We start from the raw sequence: 16,132 nt of genomic DNA, 5'->3' as shown, positions 1-16,132 counted from the left end.
TCGTCACCCGGCAGTCCTGCCGGTCAGCCTTGCGGGAAGTCGCTCATGCTCAGCGGGATGGGGGGGTAGTTGCGTTTCACCAGGGCCTGGGCCCAGAGCTCCAGCACCGCCCGGCGGCTTTGCGGCATGTCCCGGGTGATGGGCATCGCCAGGGTGCTTTCCTCCTGGTACTCCTTGCTGATCAGCACGATCAACTGGTCGACCGCGCCTTCTATACGCGCCAGGGAGTTCAGCGGCATGTACTTGTTCATGATCGGGTACATGTAGAAGAACGGCTGCAGGATGAACGGGTAGATGAAGCTTTCCCAGATCAGCTGGCCGGCGTTCTGCTGCTTGTAGACCTGGTTCCAGGCATCGACGAATGCCTGCTGTATCTCCGGCTCCTGCGGCAACACGCGCAGCGGCGCGAGGAAGTCGGTGTAGGTTTGCATCAATTTGAAGCTGAACGGGATCTGCGGCGGCTGCTTGTCCTCATGCACGAAGAAGCGCAAGGTCGGGAAGCCCGGCGCCACGGCCTTGACAGTCAGCAGGGCAACCCCGTTGGCGTCGGTGGTGATCTGCGTGGTGCTGAACTGCACGTTGCCCTTCGGCTCATCCTTCAGTGTGCCCTGGCCCTGGACGGGGTTGGCGAATGCCAGGCTTGGGCTCAGGGCCACCGAACCTGGCGTGGGCAGGTACTGCTGGTAGCTAACCGCTTTCATGTCGGTGGTCGGGCCGGCGGGGTGGACCGCCGTGAGCCTACGGCCCGTGCCTTCGCTCAGCTGGCGGGTGAGCGACGGGGTACCGACGAACTGCGGCAGGTTGGGGGTGTTGTTGGCGGGATTGTCCGGGTCCTCCAGGAACAGCGTGAAGTCGGCCGGGTTGCTGAACGCCAGGTAATAGTCGGTGGTGCACATCATGTAGGCGTTGTTGTATTCGGCCACCGTCAGCACGGTACCGGCCGGCGCGGGCAGGCCGTCGTACTGCACCATGATCTGCAAGGTCTTGCTGTCGCCGACGTCGATGAAGCTGGCGCTCTCGACCACTTCGGCGGTCCACATCTGCTGGGTCGCCGCCTGCACGGGGGTGGCGCCTTGCTGCTGCAGCTCCAGCGCTCCGCTTTGCAGCTGTTTCTGCGCCTCGGCGCTCAACGGCAGGTCGAGGATCCCCGAACGTTTGTCGAAGGCTGCCTGCTGATAGTCGTCGTAGCCGAAACCGGCCAAAGGCGTGAACTGCTCGCCCTGGCGTATCCCCAGCTGGTAGCTGCCGGCGTCGAACTTCGCCGCCACCGGTATCTTGGCCTTCGGGTCGAGCGAATAGCTGGGGAACCCATTGAGCAGGTCCAGCGACAGGGTGTCGTCATGCACCTGCGCCGAGATGACCCCCAATGTCATGGATTTGAAGTTCACACCGTCCTTCTGCAACTGTACCGGATCAGCAGGGACCAGCCGCCGCCCGGCCGGTGCCGTGGGGAACTCGTCGTCGAACCACAGGCCCAGGGTGCCGGCGGTGCGGCTGTAGGCGGGGTTGAAGAAGATGCTGCCGACATTGTCCAGGCCTTTCTGGTACATCGCCTGCACATTGGCCAGGATCTTCGAGTCGACGGTGTGGGTGATGATGGGCGGTTGGTCGTTGAAAATGCCGTTCATGTCGTAGCAGGTCAGGTAGGTAGAGAAACGGAACATCAGCCCTTTGGCCTTCTGCTGCTCCATCTGTTGCTGCAGGTTCTGCAGCAGTTGCGAGTTGCCGAGGGCCCAGCTCAGGTTCTCTTTGGGGAAGCACGTCTGCCAGGTGGTGGTCACATAGATCAGGCCACCGAGGGTCGCCCAGTTGAAGTTGAGGAAGCGGTCGAGCATGCGGTGCTCGCGCTTGAGCGTCAGGCCGCACTGGGCGTCGCCAAGTACCAGCCGGTCGAAGTACAGCGCGGTGAAGGTGTTCTGCCAGGGGCTGACGTCGACGAAGCGCGCCGGGGTGGGGGCGTCACTGCCGAACGGGTTGCCGAGCAGGTTGTAGGTCTGGTTGATCAGCGGGTCCTGGCTGACATAGCCGCCACCGGGCAGCTCGCCGCCGGTGATGATGGAGGCGGTCGCCGGGATCGTGGGGTCTGCTGGCGTGTAGTTGACGGTGCCGCAGGCATTGTCGCCAAACAGGTTCCACTCGCCGGGGATCATCACGCTGGGATTCTGCGAGACGTTGCCCGGCACCTGGGTCACATAGGTTGGCGCTTCGAGCAGCACTTGCGGGGCGATGACCCATGGCATCAACTTGCTGCTGGCATTCGCCGGGTTGATTCCGTAGTACTCGAGGAAACGCCAGTTCAGACGCATCTTCGAGGCATCGTAGAGCGGGAACATGTCGTTGTTGTTGGCGGTCGGCGGGCTCCAGAACATATGGCCGCCGAGATAGATGCGCGGGAAGTTCAGTACGCTCATGTCATGCTCCTTAGCGTTGCCACTGGGCGCGTTTCAGCGACCAGACAAAGTCCAGTTTGTTGTACCCGGCGAACTCGGACGCCGGCACTTCGGCAGTCGGATAGACAATCCCGCCTTGCTGCTTCTGGGCGAAATTGAAATAGCCCTTGGTCTTGGAGTAGGCCGCCGTGCCATGGCAGGCGAAGCACGAGGACTGGCTCTGGAAGGCCGACTCGAGCTGGGAGTTGGCCAGCAACTTCGGATTGGTCTCGGACTGAGTGCCGATCAGCTCGTACTGCGCCAGCGCCGGGTACATGGCCTGGAAGGTGGTGTTGGCGGTCTGCGCCGCCGGGGTCGGCCCGGTGCTGTTGCTCATCGGGGTCGGGGGAATCGCGTTGGTCACGGTGTACTTGCCGTTGTTGCGATTCTCGAAGGTGGTCCAGACCCATTGCGGGTTCAGCTTGTTGACCACGTGCAGGCCACTGAGCGCGGCGTAGCCGACCTGGTACTGGCCGTTGTCCTGCTGGTAGTAGGCCTGGGCGATGTAGTAGCCATCGCTTTGCAGTTGCTGCTGATAATCCGGGTCATTGCCGATCCACAGCCAGGCGGCCTTGAGCTCCCAGGCGGTGGAGGGAAAGGCCAGGTTGCTGGTCAAGGCGGCCTGGCCGTTCACGTTGTACACCTGCTTTTGCACGATGTAGTCGAAGGTGTCCTCGCCCATCAATAGCTGGAAACGCACCGGTTGCCCCTGTTGCGCGGTGGGTACCGCGCCGCCCATTTCCAGTATCAGGCCGTCCACCTGCTGCACGGCGTTGAGGTTGTGGAACGTGCGATCGGGGTTCAGGCCTTGGGCCTGGGCGGCCTGCAGCACCGCGGCCGGCACCGGCTCGCTCTGGCCCCAGGGCAGCGGTGCGGCGCCATTGCTCAGGTAGACCTGGTCCGAAGGCTTGAGGGTTTCCCAGACCCGATTGGGGCTGTTCGACTCGACCGGCTGGTTCAGGCAGACGAACCAGTTCCAGCTCATGCTTTCCGGCCCTTGGGCGAAGGTCTGCCGGGCTTGGTCGACGTTGCCGCCAAACTGCATGAACTGGTTGCAATCGAAGGGGGTAGAGCCCTCGGCCTGGGCCAGTCCGGCCAGTGCGCTGAGGACGGTTATTGAGATGGCTCGCCGCATGTAAGCTCCTTGGCTTTGGCCAGGTCGGTGTATGAGTGCCCCAGGAAATGCTGCAGGAGCAGTTGCTTCACCGCGGTCGCCGGCAGGCTGCCCGGCAACGGCAGATCACAATCGGTAATGAGCAGTGGCCCGGTCTGCGCGCTGGCGGGCAGACGGCCGTGGCTGCCACGCACCATCGAGGTGTCGAGCGGGATCAGGTCCATGTAGTAGCGAAAGCCGAGCTTCTTCTGCAGCAGGCGCCGCGCCACTTTCAGCCTGGGGAAGCGGATGGCGGGGTCGATGAACAGCTCCAGCGGGTCGTAGCCGGGCTTGCGGTGGATGTCCACGGTGCGGGCGAAGTCCGGTGCCTTGCGATCGTCGAGCCAGTAGCGGTAGTCGAACCAATTATCGGCGGCGGCTATGGCGACCAGTTCGCCACTGCGCGCGTGGTTCAGCTGCCAGGCCTGCTGCTCGGTCCTGTCCAGCACCCGCTCGATGCCGGGCTGGCCTTGCAACAGGGCTTTGACCCGAGGGATGTCGCGGGCCTGGCGGACGTAGACATGGGCAATCTGGTGGTCGACGACGGCGAAGGCAGCGCTGGCGCCGGGGTCGAGCAGTTCCCAGGTCAGTGACTGGCGCACCTGCAGCAGACCTTCAGCGCGCAGCAGGCGATTGATGGACACCGATTGACTGACTGCCTCGATGCCGTACTCCGACACCAGCATCACGGCCGCGCCCTGCGTCTTGGCGAAGCCCAGCAGGCGGCCGACCTCGGCGTCGATGGCCTGCACTTCGTCGACGATAGACGGGTGCCCTGGCCCGAGGCGCTGCAGGCAGTAGTCGAGGTGGGGCAGGTAGACCAGCTGCAGGTCCGGGCGATCGAGCTGGAACTCGGCCATGGCGCAATCGACGATCCAGCGGCTGGAGGCGATGCCGGCGGCCGGCCCCCAGAACGCCGGGAACGGAAACGCGCCGATCTGCTCTTCGATCCGCGCATGCAGGTTTGCCGGGGACGAGTACAGGCCGAACAGCTTGCGGCCATCGGCCGGATAGTGCGGGCGCGGGGTGATGGCGGCATCGACGTCGGCGTACATGTTGTACCACCAGAACAACTGGCTGCAGCGAAAGCCCGGCAGTTCGCGCTTGAGCGTCTGCCAGACCTTCTCGCCCTGGATCAGGGCGTTGGGTTGCAGCCAGAAACGCACTTCGGCCTGGTCGCGAAAGTACCAGCCATTGCCGACGATGCCGTGCCCGGCCGGTGGCAGGCCGGTGAGGATCGAGGCCTGCACCGTGGAGGTGACGGCAGGGAACACCGGTTGCAGGCTGGCCATCCTGGCCTTTTGCAACAGCCGGTTGATGTGCGGTGTTGCCGAGCCCAGCAGCGCAGGCGTCAGCCCGACCACGTTGATCAGCAGCAGCGGTTGGCGGGGCTGTTCAGAGGGCATCGGCGCAGACCTCCTGTGGGTTGGGTTGCAGCAGGCGACGCTGGCGCAACTGCTCCTCGACCCAACGCAACTCGTCGCTGATGCCCTGTTGCTGCGCAGCGGCGGTGGTGGGTCGCAGTTGCGCAGGCAGAACGCCCCAGCTGTAGGTTTCCACTTCCAGGACGGGGCGGATGTCTTCGTGCGCCGTGAGAAAATCGAAGGTCTGCGCCAGGGCGGCCTGGCTGGCGCCAAGCTCCGGCAGCAGCAGGTGTTCGCTGAACAGCGGGATGTGGAAGTGAACCCGCAACTCCCGGTAGCGCCCGGGCTCCGCCAGGCAGGCAGCGAGCGCAGCAGGCAGGTCCGCCCAGGCGCACAGGTGGCCTTGGCTGTCGCGCGCCTGTACCTGGTGCAGATAGGTGGCTTCGGCAAAGCCGCCCAGCACCTCGAGTACCTGGGCGCAACGGCGAATGTCCTGGGCCGGCAGGCGGCAGATCATCGCATTGGAAAGCTGGATCTTGCCGATGGGCACCCCGGCCTGGCGCAGCCTTTCCAGGGACTGCCGGCAGTCTTCGAACATCACCGCCTGGTGGCAGACGTCGAAGCACAGTGCCAGGTATTCATGGTGTGGGTCGCTGGCCTGCCAGTGGTGGAAGAAGGCGACGGCCTGGTCGGTAGTTTGCAGCACGCAGTCCGGCTCCATTTCCAGGCATACGATGATCTTCTTGCCGGTTTCCTGGTGCAGACGGGCCAGCGCCGAGGTGAGCTGGCGCAGCTGTTCCTCGGCACGCTGCTGCAGCGCCGGGCTCCAGTGGGCGGCATAGCCCAGCGGCACGCTGGAAATCACCCCTTGCCGGCAGTCCGGCGGCAGCGCTTCGGCCAGCAGCCGTGCCAGCTCCAGGCTGTACGCCAGCCGTTGCTGCTCGGCCCAGCTGGGCAGGTAGACGGCAGCCTTCACCGCGCCCTCATGGAACTGCCCGTAGGGGAAGCCGTTGAGCGAGGTCAGGCGCAGCCCGCTGCGTCGCAGCAGGTCGAGAAACGCCTGCCGTGCCGGCGCCTGGCGCAACTCGGAAGCGGCGCGGGCGCTGATCCACAGCCCGCTGTCTTGCACGTCGAGCCCGCGCAGTCTGCGCACGCCCTGGAAGTGTTGCTCGATGGAGGCGCGCAGCGCGGCCAGGTCAGGTGCCGGGTGCACGTTGCCGCAGTAGCCGAGCTGCGAGGCGCTCCAACCCCGGCCAGCGCTCATTTGACCACCGGATCCTGGCCGCGCAGGGCCGAGTTTTCCTGCCACTGGCGACGCTGGTCGATGGGCAGCGGGGTGCTGACCAGGGTCTTGTCCAGCTGGCCACTCTGGGCAAAGAAATCCACCGGGTTGTGGAACAGCACCTGTTCGACCTGGGCCTCGCTGAAGCCTGCGGCCAGCATCGCCTGGCCGGTTTTTGGCACCTTGAGCGGGTCACTGATGCCCCAGTCGGCGGCGCTGTTGACCACCATTTTTTCCGTACCGTACTGCTGCAGCAGCGCGACCATGCGTTGCTCGGACATCTTGGTGTTGGGGTAGATCGAATGGCCGCGCCAGCAATCGCTGTCGAGCACCAGCGGCAGGGTCAGTTCGTTGAGGTGGTCGATGATCACCAGGTGCTCGGCGATGCCGACTTCGCGGATCACCGCCAGGGTGCGCTTGGTGCCGCCGATCTTGTCGCGGTGTGGGGTGTGCACCAGCACCGGCAGGTTGAATTGCCTGGCAAGCTCAAGCTGCGCGGCGAGAAAGCGGTCTTCCTCGGGGGTGATGTCGTCGTAGCCGATTTCACCCACCGCCACCACGCCGTCCTTGACCAGGTAGCGCGGCAGGACCTCGAGTACCTCATAGGCGATCGACAGGTCGTTGGCCTCCTTGGGGTTGAGGCCGATGGTGCAGAAGTGATGGATGCCGAACATGCTGGCGCGAAAACGCTCCCAGCCCAGCAGGGTGTCGAAGTAGTCGATGAAGCTGCCGAGGCTGGTCCTGGCCTGGCCCTGCCAGAACGCGGGTTCGATCACCCCGGTGATGCCGGCGGCAGCCATGTTCTGGTAGTCATCGGTGGTGCGGCTGACCATATGGATATGCGGGTCGAAGTACTTGGGCATGGTGGATCCTCGTCAGGGAGAAGGCATCGTCGGGTATCAGGTCGGTAAGTGGCCGGCCAGGTGCTCATGCCAGCCGGGGGGCAGACATTGCTGGCGGCTGAGGCCAAGTAGACGCTGGTGCTGCGCCGGGCTGAGCAGGTTGAAGGCAATCGCCAGGTACAGACCGCCGGAAACCGGGCGCGCGGCAGCCAGTTGCTCATCCAGCAGATCGAGGGCCAGTTGGTTGAGGGCGACGCCCTGACGCTCGCTCAGACCGCGCAGGCCGCTCACGTCCAGCCCCATGCCGAGCGCTTTGAGCACCAGCTGGTGGAACGCCCGCTCCGGGTAATGGCGGGACGGGTAGAGGGTGTCGAGGGCGAGGGCGGCGAACACCTGGCTGTTGCTGGTACGCCCGGCCTGCAAGGCCAGCTCCAGGCACGAGCCATGGCTGTCGAGCCAGTCCAGGGCCTTGAGCAGGGCGACCTTTTCCTGGTCGTCGCCCCACAGGAACAACTGGCGCAGCAAAGGCAGCTGCTCGGCCTCGGGCTGCTGGTCGAGGACCTGCGCCAGCAGCAGCGCGCGTGCCACTTGCAACTGGCTCCATCCCTTATCGTCGAGCATGGCCCGATCGCCGATCCGGCGCTTGCACTGGCTGCTCAGGAGGGCGGCGGTGTTGGCGTCCGGCGACTGCCCGAGGCGCGCCAGCGCCTGCTGCCACCACTGCAACTCGGCCTGATCGAGTTGCGCGATCAAGGCCTGCTGCCGTTCGGCCAGGCAGTCGTGGCGCATGTCCAGCGCCGCCGTTGGCGACGAAGCGATATGACTGTTCATGTCGGTTTGATCCAGCGTTGGAGGTGTGGAAGCAGGAAGAACACCAGGACGCACAGCAGGCTGCCCAGGGGCTGGTCGGCCACCGCCAGCACCAGGGCATCGAACAGCGGCAGGGCCGCCAGCCCCGCGCCGATGAAGGCGCGTACTTGTCGGCGCCGCGGATCGGCGAGGTGCAGCCAGTAGTGCCAGCCCAACCAGCCCAGCCACAGCAGCAACACCGGCCAGAACCACAGGGTGTCGGCGTAAGCCGCCAGGGCCAGCGGGCTGAGCATCAGCAGCAGGGGCAGGCGGCTGAGCAACTGGTTGAGGTGTTCCTGGCGTGCCAGGTAGGTCAGGCCGCTGATGTACACGCCCAGCAGGACCGCGCACAGCCAGAGGGGCTGCGCCGGCACCGCCAGGCTGGCCGCCGCGGTGAGGTACAGCGCCGAGCGGCACGCGCCCATCAACCAGACGCTGTGGACGTGGGTCTTGTGCAGCAGGTTGTAGCCGAGAATGCAGCCCACCAGCAGGGTGACGCTGCCCAGCAGCCAGTGCGGCTGTTCGACCAGGCGGCTCAGGCCGAGCGCAGCGGTCGCGGCCAGCAGCAGCAACCCGTAGATGGCCAGGCGCACCTGCCGCCGGCTGACCAGCCCGAGGGTGATGGGGCGGGCGTTGCTGTGCTGTTGGTCCCAATCGGCGTCCAGCAGGTCGTTCAGCAGCATGCCGGCCAGGTACAGCAGCGACAGCATGGCCAGCAGCAGGAGCCACACCAGAGAGGAGGGTGGCGCCAGGGCGCCGGCGCTGCTGGCCAGCAGGGCGGCGGCGAGGGTGTTGGTCCACACCGTGGGCAGGTTGGAGACCCGGCCAACGGTCAGCCAGGTTTTCAGGTCCGGCGCGATCGGGTTCATTGCGCGCAGCCCTCGCCCAGGGTGAGGGGCGCGCGCTGGCTGACCAGCCGCAGCAGCGCCTTTTCCATCAGGGCGTCATCGATCTCGTGCAGGTCGACCGATGTGCCGATGCAGCTCAGCATGGGGATGGACAGCTGCCCGCCCAGGTGCTGGCGAAACTCCTCGAGCCCAAGCAACACTCGCGAACGTCCATGCGCATCTTTCAGGCTCAGCTCCGGCGGGCACAGGTTGAAGCCAAGCCTGAGCAACAGGCTGATGACGCGCTCGCTGTCGGCATCGCTCAACAGACCCAGGGCATTGGCATAGAGCCCGTCGAGGGCCATGCCCACCGCCACCGCCTCACCGTGGCGCAGGCGGTGCTGGCTGAGGTTTTCCAGCTTGTGCGCCGCCCAGTGGCCGTAGTCCAGGGGGCGCCCGTTGCCGCGTTCGAAGGGGTCGCCAGCGCCGGTGATGTGCCCCAGGTGCAGCTCGGCGCAACGGCGGATGGCGTAACGGCTGGCCGGATGATCGAAGTGGGCGAGGGCGTCGGCCTCCCGCTCCATCCACTCGAAGAAGGCGCGGTCCTTGATCAGCGCCACCTTGACCGCCTCGGCCAGGCCGGCAATGCGGTCGCGGTGGGCAAGCGTGGTGAGCAGCTGGAAGTCATTGATCACTGCGCAGGCGGGGTAGAAGGCGCCGAGCAGGTTCTTCTGGCCGAAGGCGTTGATGCCGTTCTTCACGCCGATGCCAGCGTCGTTCTGTGCCAGTACCGTGCTGGGGATGCGGATCAGGCGCATGCCCCGGTGAAAGGTGGCGCAGGCGTAGCCCACCGCGTCCAGCACAGCGCCGCCGCCCAGGGCCAGGACGAAGCAATGGCGGTCCAGCCCATGGCTCAGCATGTCGCTGTACAGCTGTTGCAATACCTGTGCGTCCTTGCTCAGCTCACCGGCCGGCACGGCGATGGGCGCGGCTTTCAGGTTCAGGTCCGCAGCATGGGCGGCAAAGTAGGCGTCGATCTGGCCCGGCAGGTGCGGTGCGCAGCGCAGCAGCTGTTCGTCGGCGAACACCAGCACCGTTACCCGACCACGCTGCTGTGCGGTGAGCTGGCGATGCAGGCAGGTGTTGAGCGGATCGAACAGGTGCTCGGTGAACACCACGGGGTAGTCGTAACTGACCGTGAAACGCCCGCGCAGTGGTTCACCCTTGCGCAAGGCCTTGAACAGGCTGTACCCGGCAATGAACAACGCGGGCAGGACCATGCCGGCGAGCAGGGTCACCAGCAGCGCGTTCTGCGCGACCAGGAAGCTGCCGATCGCGCTGTAGGCCAGTGCCAGGCCGGCATTGGCCAAGGTGGTGACCAGGATGAAGGCGCGCAACGGATAGCGCTGCATGCCGGCCGCCACCACCGAGGTTTCCGCCAGCACCGGCACGCCGCGCAGGCAGATCAACGACAGCGTGCCCAGCCGATACGCCAGTTGCCCCGGCTGGCGCTGGTGCAGGCCCAGGCGGCTGGACAGCAGGCGAAAATACCCCGCCCCCAGCGCATACCCCAGCCCGGCACCCAGGCACAGGCCGATGAAGATCACCAGGTAGCCGCCAACGCTGCCAAGCGTCGCCACCGCAAACAGCGCGACCATGCTCGACGGCACGGGTAGTACCACGTCCAGCGCCAGCAAGCCGATCAGCAGCACCGCCAGGGTAAGCATCTGGGCGGGGGTCGAAGGCAGGAAGTGTTCGAGGTGGGAAAGGAAGTTCTGGATCTGTTGTTCGAATAATACAAAGCTGGCGATCACCAGGCCTGAGAAGCACAGTACTGACAACCAGAAATGTTTGCCGGGCCCTCTTTGCGAGAGCGCACGATACCCGCGGCTGCGCTTCATCAAGCGTCCCTCTTGTTATTTGACTGATTTCCGTTTCAGCAATCGAACGTCACGCCCAATGGGCGCAAGGACATGGACTCCTCTGAACTTATTGGCGAGGGAGTTGTATTTATGATGTTGGCGAAGACAAACACAAAACTAGTCGGCCGCTTCGCTTTTGCAAGGAAATGTGGGGCGAAGGGTTAGATGAAACACGTGATTTTTATGAGTGCATTAGAATGCTTGCGAATTATTAATCCTGACTATATATAAATAATTAATCTTGAAGCTTGTATGGTTTGGCTGGTGAATGATAATCAATTAATTTGGTCATTATTCTTCGCCTTGCAAGTTCGTAGCTGAAGTCAAGTTGGATAGTCTTCTAACTAGTACGCAGCTATTTAAAATGACGCGTGCTGAGTGAAGGCTCTTTACTCACCAACGGTAATCCTCGCATATACGTCCATGGAGAACATCTGTACTCCAGCTGGCAGGACGCCGCCTCGATGCTGAGTTGAGGTAACATCGCCGCCTCGCCACCGGCAGCCCAACGCGCCAGACAAAGGATTGCATGCCCGCCACCCCGTCCCTGCGTCATCTGTTCTTCTGTGTCGTGCTCGGCGCGCTCGCCGGCTGCCGGCCTGAGCCCGCACTGCCGCTCGACCAGCAGCTCTATATCTGGCAACGCCAATGGCAACCCGCCCATGAGCAAGCCCTGGCGGACAGCCGCGCCGACTTTTCGACCTTGCGCGTACTGGCCTTGCAAGCGCAGCCCAAAGCCGGGTGGAGCAGGGCGCTGGTCGACCTGCCACGGCTCAAGGCCGATGGCCGGCCAGTGATCGCCGTGGTGCGCCTGGACGGCCAGTTGCCGGCGCTCGACCTGCAGGAGGCAGGCCCACAGATGGCGCGCCTGCTGGCGGACTGGCAGGCCGCGGGTGTGGCCCTGGAGGGGTTGGAGATCGACCATGACAGCGGCAGTGCTCGCCTTGCAGGCTATGGCGAATTTCTCCTGAAACTGCGCGCACAACTGCCGCCGGGCCTGAAGCTGAGCATCACCGCATTGCCCGCCTGGCTCGACAGCCCGCAGCTGCCGGCGCTGTTGCAGGCGGTGGACAGCAGTGTGTTGCAGGTGCACGCAGTGAGCGACCCGCGGCGCGGCCTGTTCGATCCGGCACAGGCCAGGCAATGGGCCGAACGCTGGAGTCCCGTCGGCGACAAGCCGTTCTACCTGGCCTTGCCCGCCTATGGCGTCGCGTTGCTGCCTGATACCGGTGGCGCGCCCGTTGTGGAAAGCGAAACACCGTTGAGTCGTGGCGGCGAACGCCGCGAACTGCTGGCCGATCCAAAGCAATTGGCGGACCTGGGCAGACAATTGCGCCACCAGCCACCTGCGCACCTGGCCGGGCTGATCTGGTTCCGCCTACCGTTGCCCGGCGACCGCCGCGCCTGGAGCCTGACCACCTTGAAGGCAGTGGCGCGAGGCGACGCGCTCGCCAGCCACTGGCGGGTCGAACTGTCCGGGCAGGCGGGGCTGCGCGACATCAATCTGGTCAACGTCGGCAATCTCGACCTGCCGATACCTGCGCGGGTGGAGCTGAACGTCGCATCCTGTGACGCCGCCGACGGGCTCAACGGCTACCGCTTGCAGCAATCCCCGCAACACCTCATCTTCAACCGCCAGTCCAGCGCGCGTCTCGCCGCTGGCGGCCGGCGCGTCCTCGGCTGGGCGCGCTGCCATGGAATCGATCAAGGAGCATGGAATGTCTACCCGTAACTGGCCCCGGCGCCTGCTGTACCTGTCCCTGAGCGTGCCGGCCGTTCCGGCGCTGGCCTGTGGCCCGGACTTCCCGATGCAGTTGCTCGGCGACCGAGCGCACACCCTGGCCGAGTTGCCGGAGGGCAATTTCGGTTTCGAGGTGAATCGCCTCGGCGAGCAGATCGCAGGCCTCAAGCCCGCCACCGATGTGACCCTGACTCCTTACTGGGACAGTGACGACAACGACCGACCTTACCGTGAGCAGCGCAGCCGTATCGAGGCAAGCGAGCTACCGCAATCGCTGCGCGAAAAGGTCGCGCAACTGCGTGCCCTGGCGGATCCGCAACAAGTGCTGGAGCAGGGCGCCGAATTGCCGGATGAACTGCGCCTGTACATTGCCGGCGCAGTGGCTTTCGACACCGGCGACCACGCCCTGGCCGCGGATTATTTCGCCAAGGTGCTGGCCCTGCCAGCTGAACAACGCAAGCTGCGCAGCACCTGGGCAGCCTACTCGCTGGGGCGGGCCTTGATGGCCCGCAGCTTCTCGGCCAGTGATGATCCGCAACAGACCCCGCAGGCCCTGCAAGCCCAGGCGCGCGAGGCTTTCCAGCAAGCCCGCGCGCTCAGCGCCGAAGGCTTCAGCGACCCATTGGAACTGGGGGTTGCCAGCCTTGGCGAGGAGGCCCGCCTGGCCAAGCTCGCTGGCGACTGGAACAGCGCCATCCGCTTGTATGCCAGCCAGAGCCGTCTGGGCTCGGGCAGTGGCTACAGCTCGCTCAGGCAACTTGCCAACGAACTGGTGAGCCTGCCGGATGAACAGCTGAAGACGCAGTTGGCGCAACCGATGCCACGCAAGCTGCTCACCGCCTATCTGCTCAGCCATGTCGGTTGGGACTACGACGGCCAGCCGCCAACCCAGGCCCGGCGCCTGCCCGGGTTGCTGCAGGCCAGTGTCGGCGACAAGCTGGAAGACGCCGACCGCCTGGCTGCATTGACCTACCAGCAAGGCAACTATGCCGCGACCAGGAGCTATCTGCAGCAGGCCGGCGATACCGGCCTTGCCTGGTGGCTGCGCGCCAAGCTGGCCTTGCGCGATGGCGACAAGGCCCAGGCAGCCGCTGCCTATGCCAAGGCCGCCGCCGCGTTCCCCCGCGAAGAGTCGTGGGGCTCCAGACAGACACCCGATTGGGACTACGAAAGCGTCAAGCCCGGCTGCCGGGTCGAAGGCGAGGGCGCGATCCTGGCGCTGGAGCGCGGCGACTACCTGCAGGCCTTCGACCTGCTGTATCGCAGCCAGGACATCTACTGGCAGGATACGGCCAACGTGGCCGACCGCGTGCTGACCCTGGACGAGCTCAAGGGCTATGTCGATGCCCATGTGCCGGCGCCACCGGCCCCCAAGGTGGAAGAGGGCGGCTATGTGCCGCGACCGGTGGCGACGCAGCTGCGCGAGTTGCTGGGCCGACGTCTGCTGCGTGAGGGCCGTTATGACGAGGCGCCCGGCTACTTCGCCACGGCGCAGTTGCAGGCCGATGCCAAGGCCTACGGCCAGCATCGCCAGGAGGCCGCCTCGCGCTGGACGGCCACGGGCCGCGCCGAGGCGCTGTTCGCCGCGGCCACCTTGGCACGCGGTGCCGGCATGGAAATCCTCGGCTACGAAATGGCACCGGACTATGCCTGGCTGGGTGGCAGCTTCAGCCTGGGCAGCGCCACCCTGCAGCCCGGGCCGTTCATCGGTGCCGGCGAAGTGCAGCGCCAGTTGGCGACCGAGGCCAAGCCCGACCAGCGTTACCACTATCGTTATGTCGCCGCCGACCTGGCCAACCAGGCCGCGGACCAGTTGCCGCGCAGCAGCCAAGCCTTCGCCGCGGTGCTGTGCACGGCGGCGGGCTGGGTGCCGGGCACCGAGCAGGAAAGCGCGCTGTACAAGCGCTACGTCCAGCAGGGGCCGTTCGTGCAGTGGGCAGAGGATTTCGGCAACCAGTGCGAAGCGCCCCGGTTCGACCAGGCCAACAAACGCTATGTGACAGAGAAGCTGGATGCCGCGCGGGCTGCGTTGCGGCCGTACAAGGCGCAGGCGCTACCGGTGGGGTTGGTGGTATTGGCGGGGGTTGCCTGGATGTGGTTGCGACGGCGCAAGGCCAAGGTGTGAAACGAAAAGGGGCGGCCATCAGCCGCCCCCTGACCTTCACTTCTGTGCAGTCGTCACCCCTGCATCCAGCTTCACCGTTTCCTCGAGCGTGAAACGGCCCAACGGGTTCTGCAGGAAGTTCTGGATATTGCTACGCGAGATGTTGATGTACGGGCTGTAGTACAGGTCGATCCAGTGCACGTCCTGCTTGGCCAGCTTCTGCAGGTCCTGGTACATCTGCCCGCGCTTGACCGGGTCGGTCTCCACCCGGGCCGCGGCCACCAGGTCCTTGACCTTGTCGTTGTGGTAGCGGGTCATGTAGTTCTGGTTGGTGTCGTGGCCGAGCACGAAGGTGGTCTTCTGGTCCGGGTCGAGCACGTCGTTGGTCCAGTACATCACCGACAGGTCGTAGTCGCCATCGACCAGCATCTGCCAGCTCTGGGTCGGGTCGACCTTCTGCAGGTTGGCGGTGATGCCGACATCGGCCAGCTGCTTCTGTACCAGCACGGCGATCTGCTCGTCGGCCTCGTTGCCGGCGTTGACCACGTAGTTGACCTTGAGCCCCTCGGCACCGGCCTTCTTCAGCAGTTCACGGGCCTTGGCCGGGTCGAACGGGCGTTGCGGGTTGTTGGCATTGTGGTACAGCGCGCCTTTTGGAATGTACGAGTAGGCCGCTTCGCCATGGCCGAAGGTCACGGTTTCCACCAGCGCCTTCTTGTCGATCGCCAGGTCGATGGCCTCGCGCACCTCGACCTTGCCCAGCAGGCCTTTCTCATGGTTGATGAGCAGGTGGTCCTCGCGGGTCGACGGGTCGATGTGGATGATCAGGCTCTTGTCTTTCTGCAGCGCGTCAACGCGGGAGAACGGCACGAAGATCGCCGAGTCCAGCTCGCCGGCCTGGACCTTGAGCATGCGCGTGTTGTCGTCGGGGATCGAGATCCACTCCACGCCGTCCAGGCTGACCTTGTCGGCTTCCCAGAAGTAGGGGTTTTTCTCAAGGATCACGCGGTCGCCGCGCAGCCACTCCTTGACCTTGAACGCGCCGGAGGTCACCGGTTCCTGGGCGTAGGCCTCTTCGCCGATGGCGTCCATGGCCTTTTTCGACAGGATCGACACGTTGGCGGTGGCCAGCTGTGCGAGGAACGGCACCGACTTGTTCTTCAGGGTCACCACCAGGGTGCGGTCATCCGGTGCTTCGGCCTTGTCGATGATCTTGTAGGAGTCGGACCACAGTGAGCCGGGGTTGTCGCGAATGCGCAGCAGGGAGAACGCCGCATCGCTGGCAGTCAGCGGCGAGCCATCGGAGAACTTGGCTTCGCGAACCTTGAAGGTGTAGGTCAGGCCGTCGTCGGAGACTTTCCAGCTTTCGGCCAGGCCCGGCAGCAGCTTGGTGCCGCTGTTGTCGACGCGCACCAGTACGTCGTAGACGTTGGCGAAGACCCAGCTGTCGCGGTTCTGCGCGCTCTTGATCGGGTCGAAGGTGGTGCTCTCCTCGCGGCAGCCGATGGTCAGCACGCCGGCGGCCTGGGCCATGCCACCGGCCAGGGTGCTGGCGGCCAGCACGGCGGCGGTGAGTAACTTCAATGCAGTGGGTTTCATGCTCAAGCTCCGTTTGATGG

The 16,132-nt window shown here is 65.0% G+C and carries 11 protein-coding genes; 2 read left to right on the top strand and 9 right to left on the bottom strand.

Annotated features, from left to right (window positions below; all coding sequences use genetic code 11):
• Nucleotides 1–23: 23 nt before the first annotated feature.
• Genes BMY03_RS00625 through BMY03_RS00590 form a run of 8 tightly spaced genes read right to left on the bottom strand, consistent with a single transcriptional unit; the run spans nucleotide 24 to nucleotide 10,647 of the window.
• Nucleotides 24–2,411, bottom strand: a complete 2,388-nt coding sequence (locus tag BMY03_RS00625; protein ID WP_023630891.1) for an Ig-like domain-containing protein — start codon at nucleotides 2,409–2,411, stop codon at nucleotides 24–26.
• A 10-nt stretch (nucleotides 2,412–2,421) separates the two neighbouring features.
• On the bottom strand, nucleotides 2,422–3,564 hold the full coding sequence (locus tag BMY03_RS00620; protein WP_094009969.1) for a hypothetical protein: 1,143 nt from the start codon (nucleotides 3,562–3,564) through the stop codon (nucleotides 2,422–2,424).
• Entirely contained in the window at nucleotides 3,543–4,988 is a 1,446-nt protein-coding gene (locus BMY03_RS00615) for an alkaline phosphatase family protein (protein WP_094009968.1), read from the bottom strand. Before BMY03_RS00615 ends, BMY03_RS00620 begins: the two co-directional genes overlap by 22 nt.
• Nucleotides 4,978–6,210, bottom strand: a complete 1,233-nt coding sequence (eboE, locus tag BMY03_RS00610; protein WP_038706169.1) for a metabolite traffic protein EboE — start codon at nucleotides 6,208–6,210, stop codon at nucleotides 4,978–4,980. The genes BMY03_RS00615 and eboE overlap by 11 nt, the downstream gene beginning before the upstream one ends.
• Nucleotides 6,207–7,091, bottom strand: coding sequence for a TatD family hydrolase (locus tag BMY03_RS00605; RefSeq protein WP_023631477.1), 885 nt, complete (start codon nucleotides 7,089–7,091; stop codon nucleotides 6,207–6,209). The genes eboE and BMY03_RS00605 overlap by 4 nt, the downstream gene beginning before the upstream one ends.
• A gap of 36 nt (nucleotides 7,092–7,127) precedes the next feature.
• Complete coding sequence (locus tag BMY03_RS00600) at nucleotides 7,128–7,901, bottom strand: EboA domain-containing protein (RefSeq protein ID WP_094009967.1); 774 nt, start codon at nucleotides 7,899–7,901, stop codon at nucleotides 7,128–7,130.
• Nucleotides 7,898–8,788 carry a UbiA family prenyltransferase gene (locus BMY03_RS00595; protein ID WP_094009966.1) on the bottom strand — a complete coding sequence of 297 codons (891 nt, stop codon included), beginning with the start codon at nucleotides 8,786–8,788 and terminating at the stop codon, nucleotides 7,898–7,900. Before BMY03_RS00595 ends, BMY03_RS00600 begins: the two co-directional genes overlap by 4 nt.
• Nucleotides 8,785–10,647, bottom strand: coding sequence for a 3-dehydroquinate synthase (locus tag BMY03_RS00590; RefSeq protein ID WP_094009965.1), 1,863 nt, complete (start codon nucleotides 10,645–10,647; stop codon nucleotides 8,785–8,787). The genes BMY03_RS00595 and BMY03_RS00590 overlap by 4 nt, the downstream gene beginning before the upstream one ends.
• A gap of 550 nt (nucleotides 10,648–11,197) precedes the next feature.
• Between BMY03_RS00590 and BMY03_RS00585 the strand changes: the two genes are divergently transcribed.
• Both BMY03_RS00585 and BMY03_RS00580 read left to right on the top strand, forming a co-directional pair.
• A complete protein-coding gene (locus BMY03_RS00585) occupies nucleotides 11,198–12,400 on the top strand; it encodes a DUF3142 domain-containing protein (RefSeq protein ID WP_094009964.1) in 1,203 nt (400 codons plus the stop codon).
• Complete coding sequence (locus tag BMY03_RS00580) at nucleotides 12,387–14,534, top strand: hypothetical protein (protein WP_094009963.1); 2,148 nt, start codon at nucleotides 12,387–12,389, stop codon at nucleotides 14,532–14,534. The genes BMY03_RS00585 and BMY03_RS00580 overlap by 14 nt, the downstream gene beginning before the upstream one ends.
• 36 nt (nucleotides 14,535–14,570) lie before the next feature.
• On the opposite strand, the gene BMY03_RS00575 is transcribed toward BMY03_RS00580, so the two are convergent.
• Entirely contained in the window at nucleotides 14,571–16,112 is a 1,542-nt protein-coding gene (locus BMY03_RS00575) for an ABC transporter substrate-binding protein (RefSeq protein WP_038706164.1), read from the bottom strand.
• Nucleotides 16,113–16,132: the final 20 nt, after the last annotated feature.

This window comes from Pseudomonas soli, assembly GCF_900110655.1.
GTDB lineage: Bacteria > Pseudomonadota > Gammaproteobacteria > Pseudomonadales > Pseudomonadaceae > Aquipseudomonas > Aquipseudomonas soli.
The sequence above is the reverse complement of the archived record's forward strand: the minus strand, read 5'-3'. Positions and strand labels throughout refer to the sequence as shown.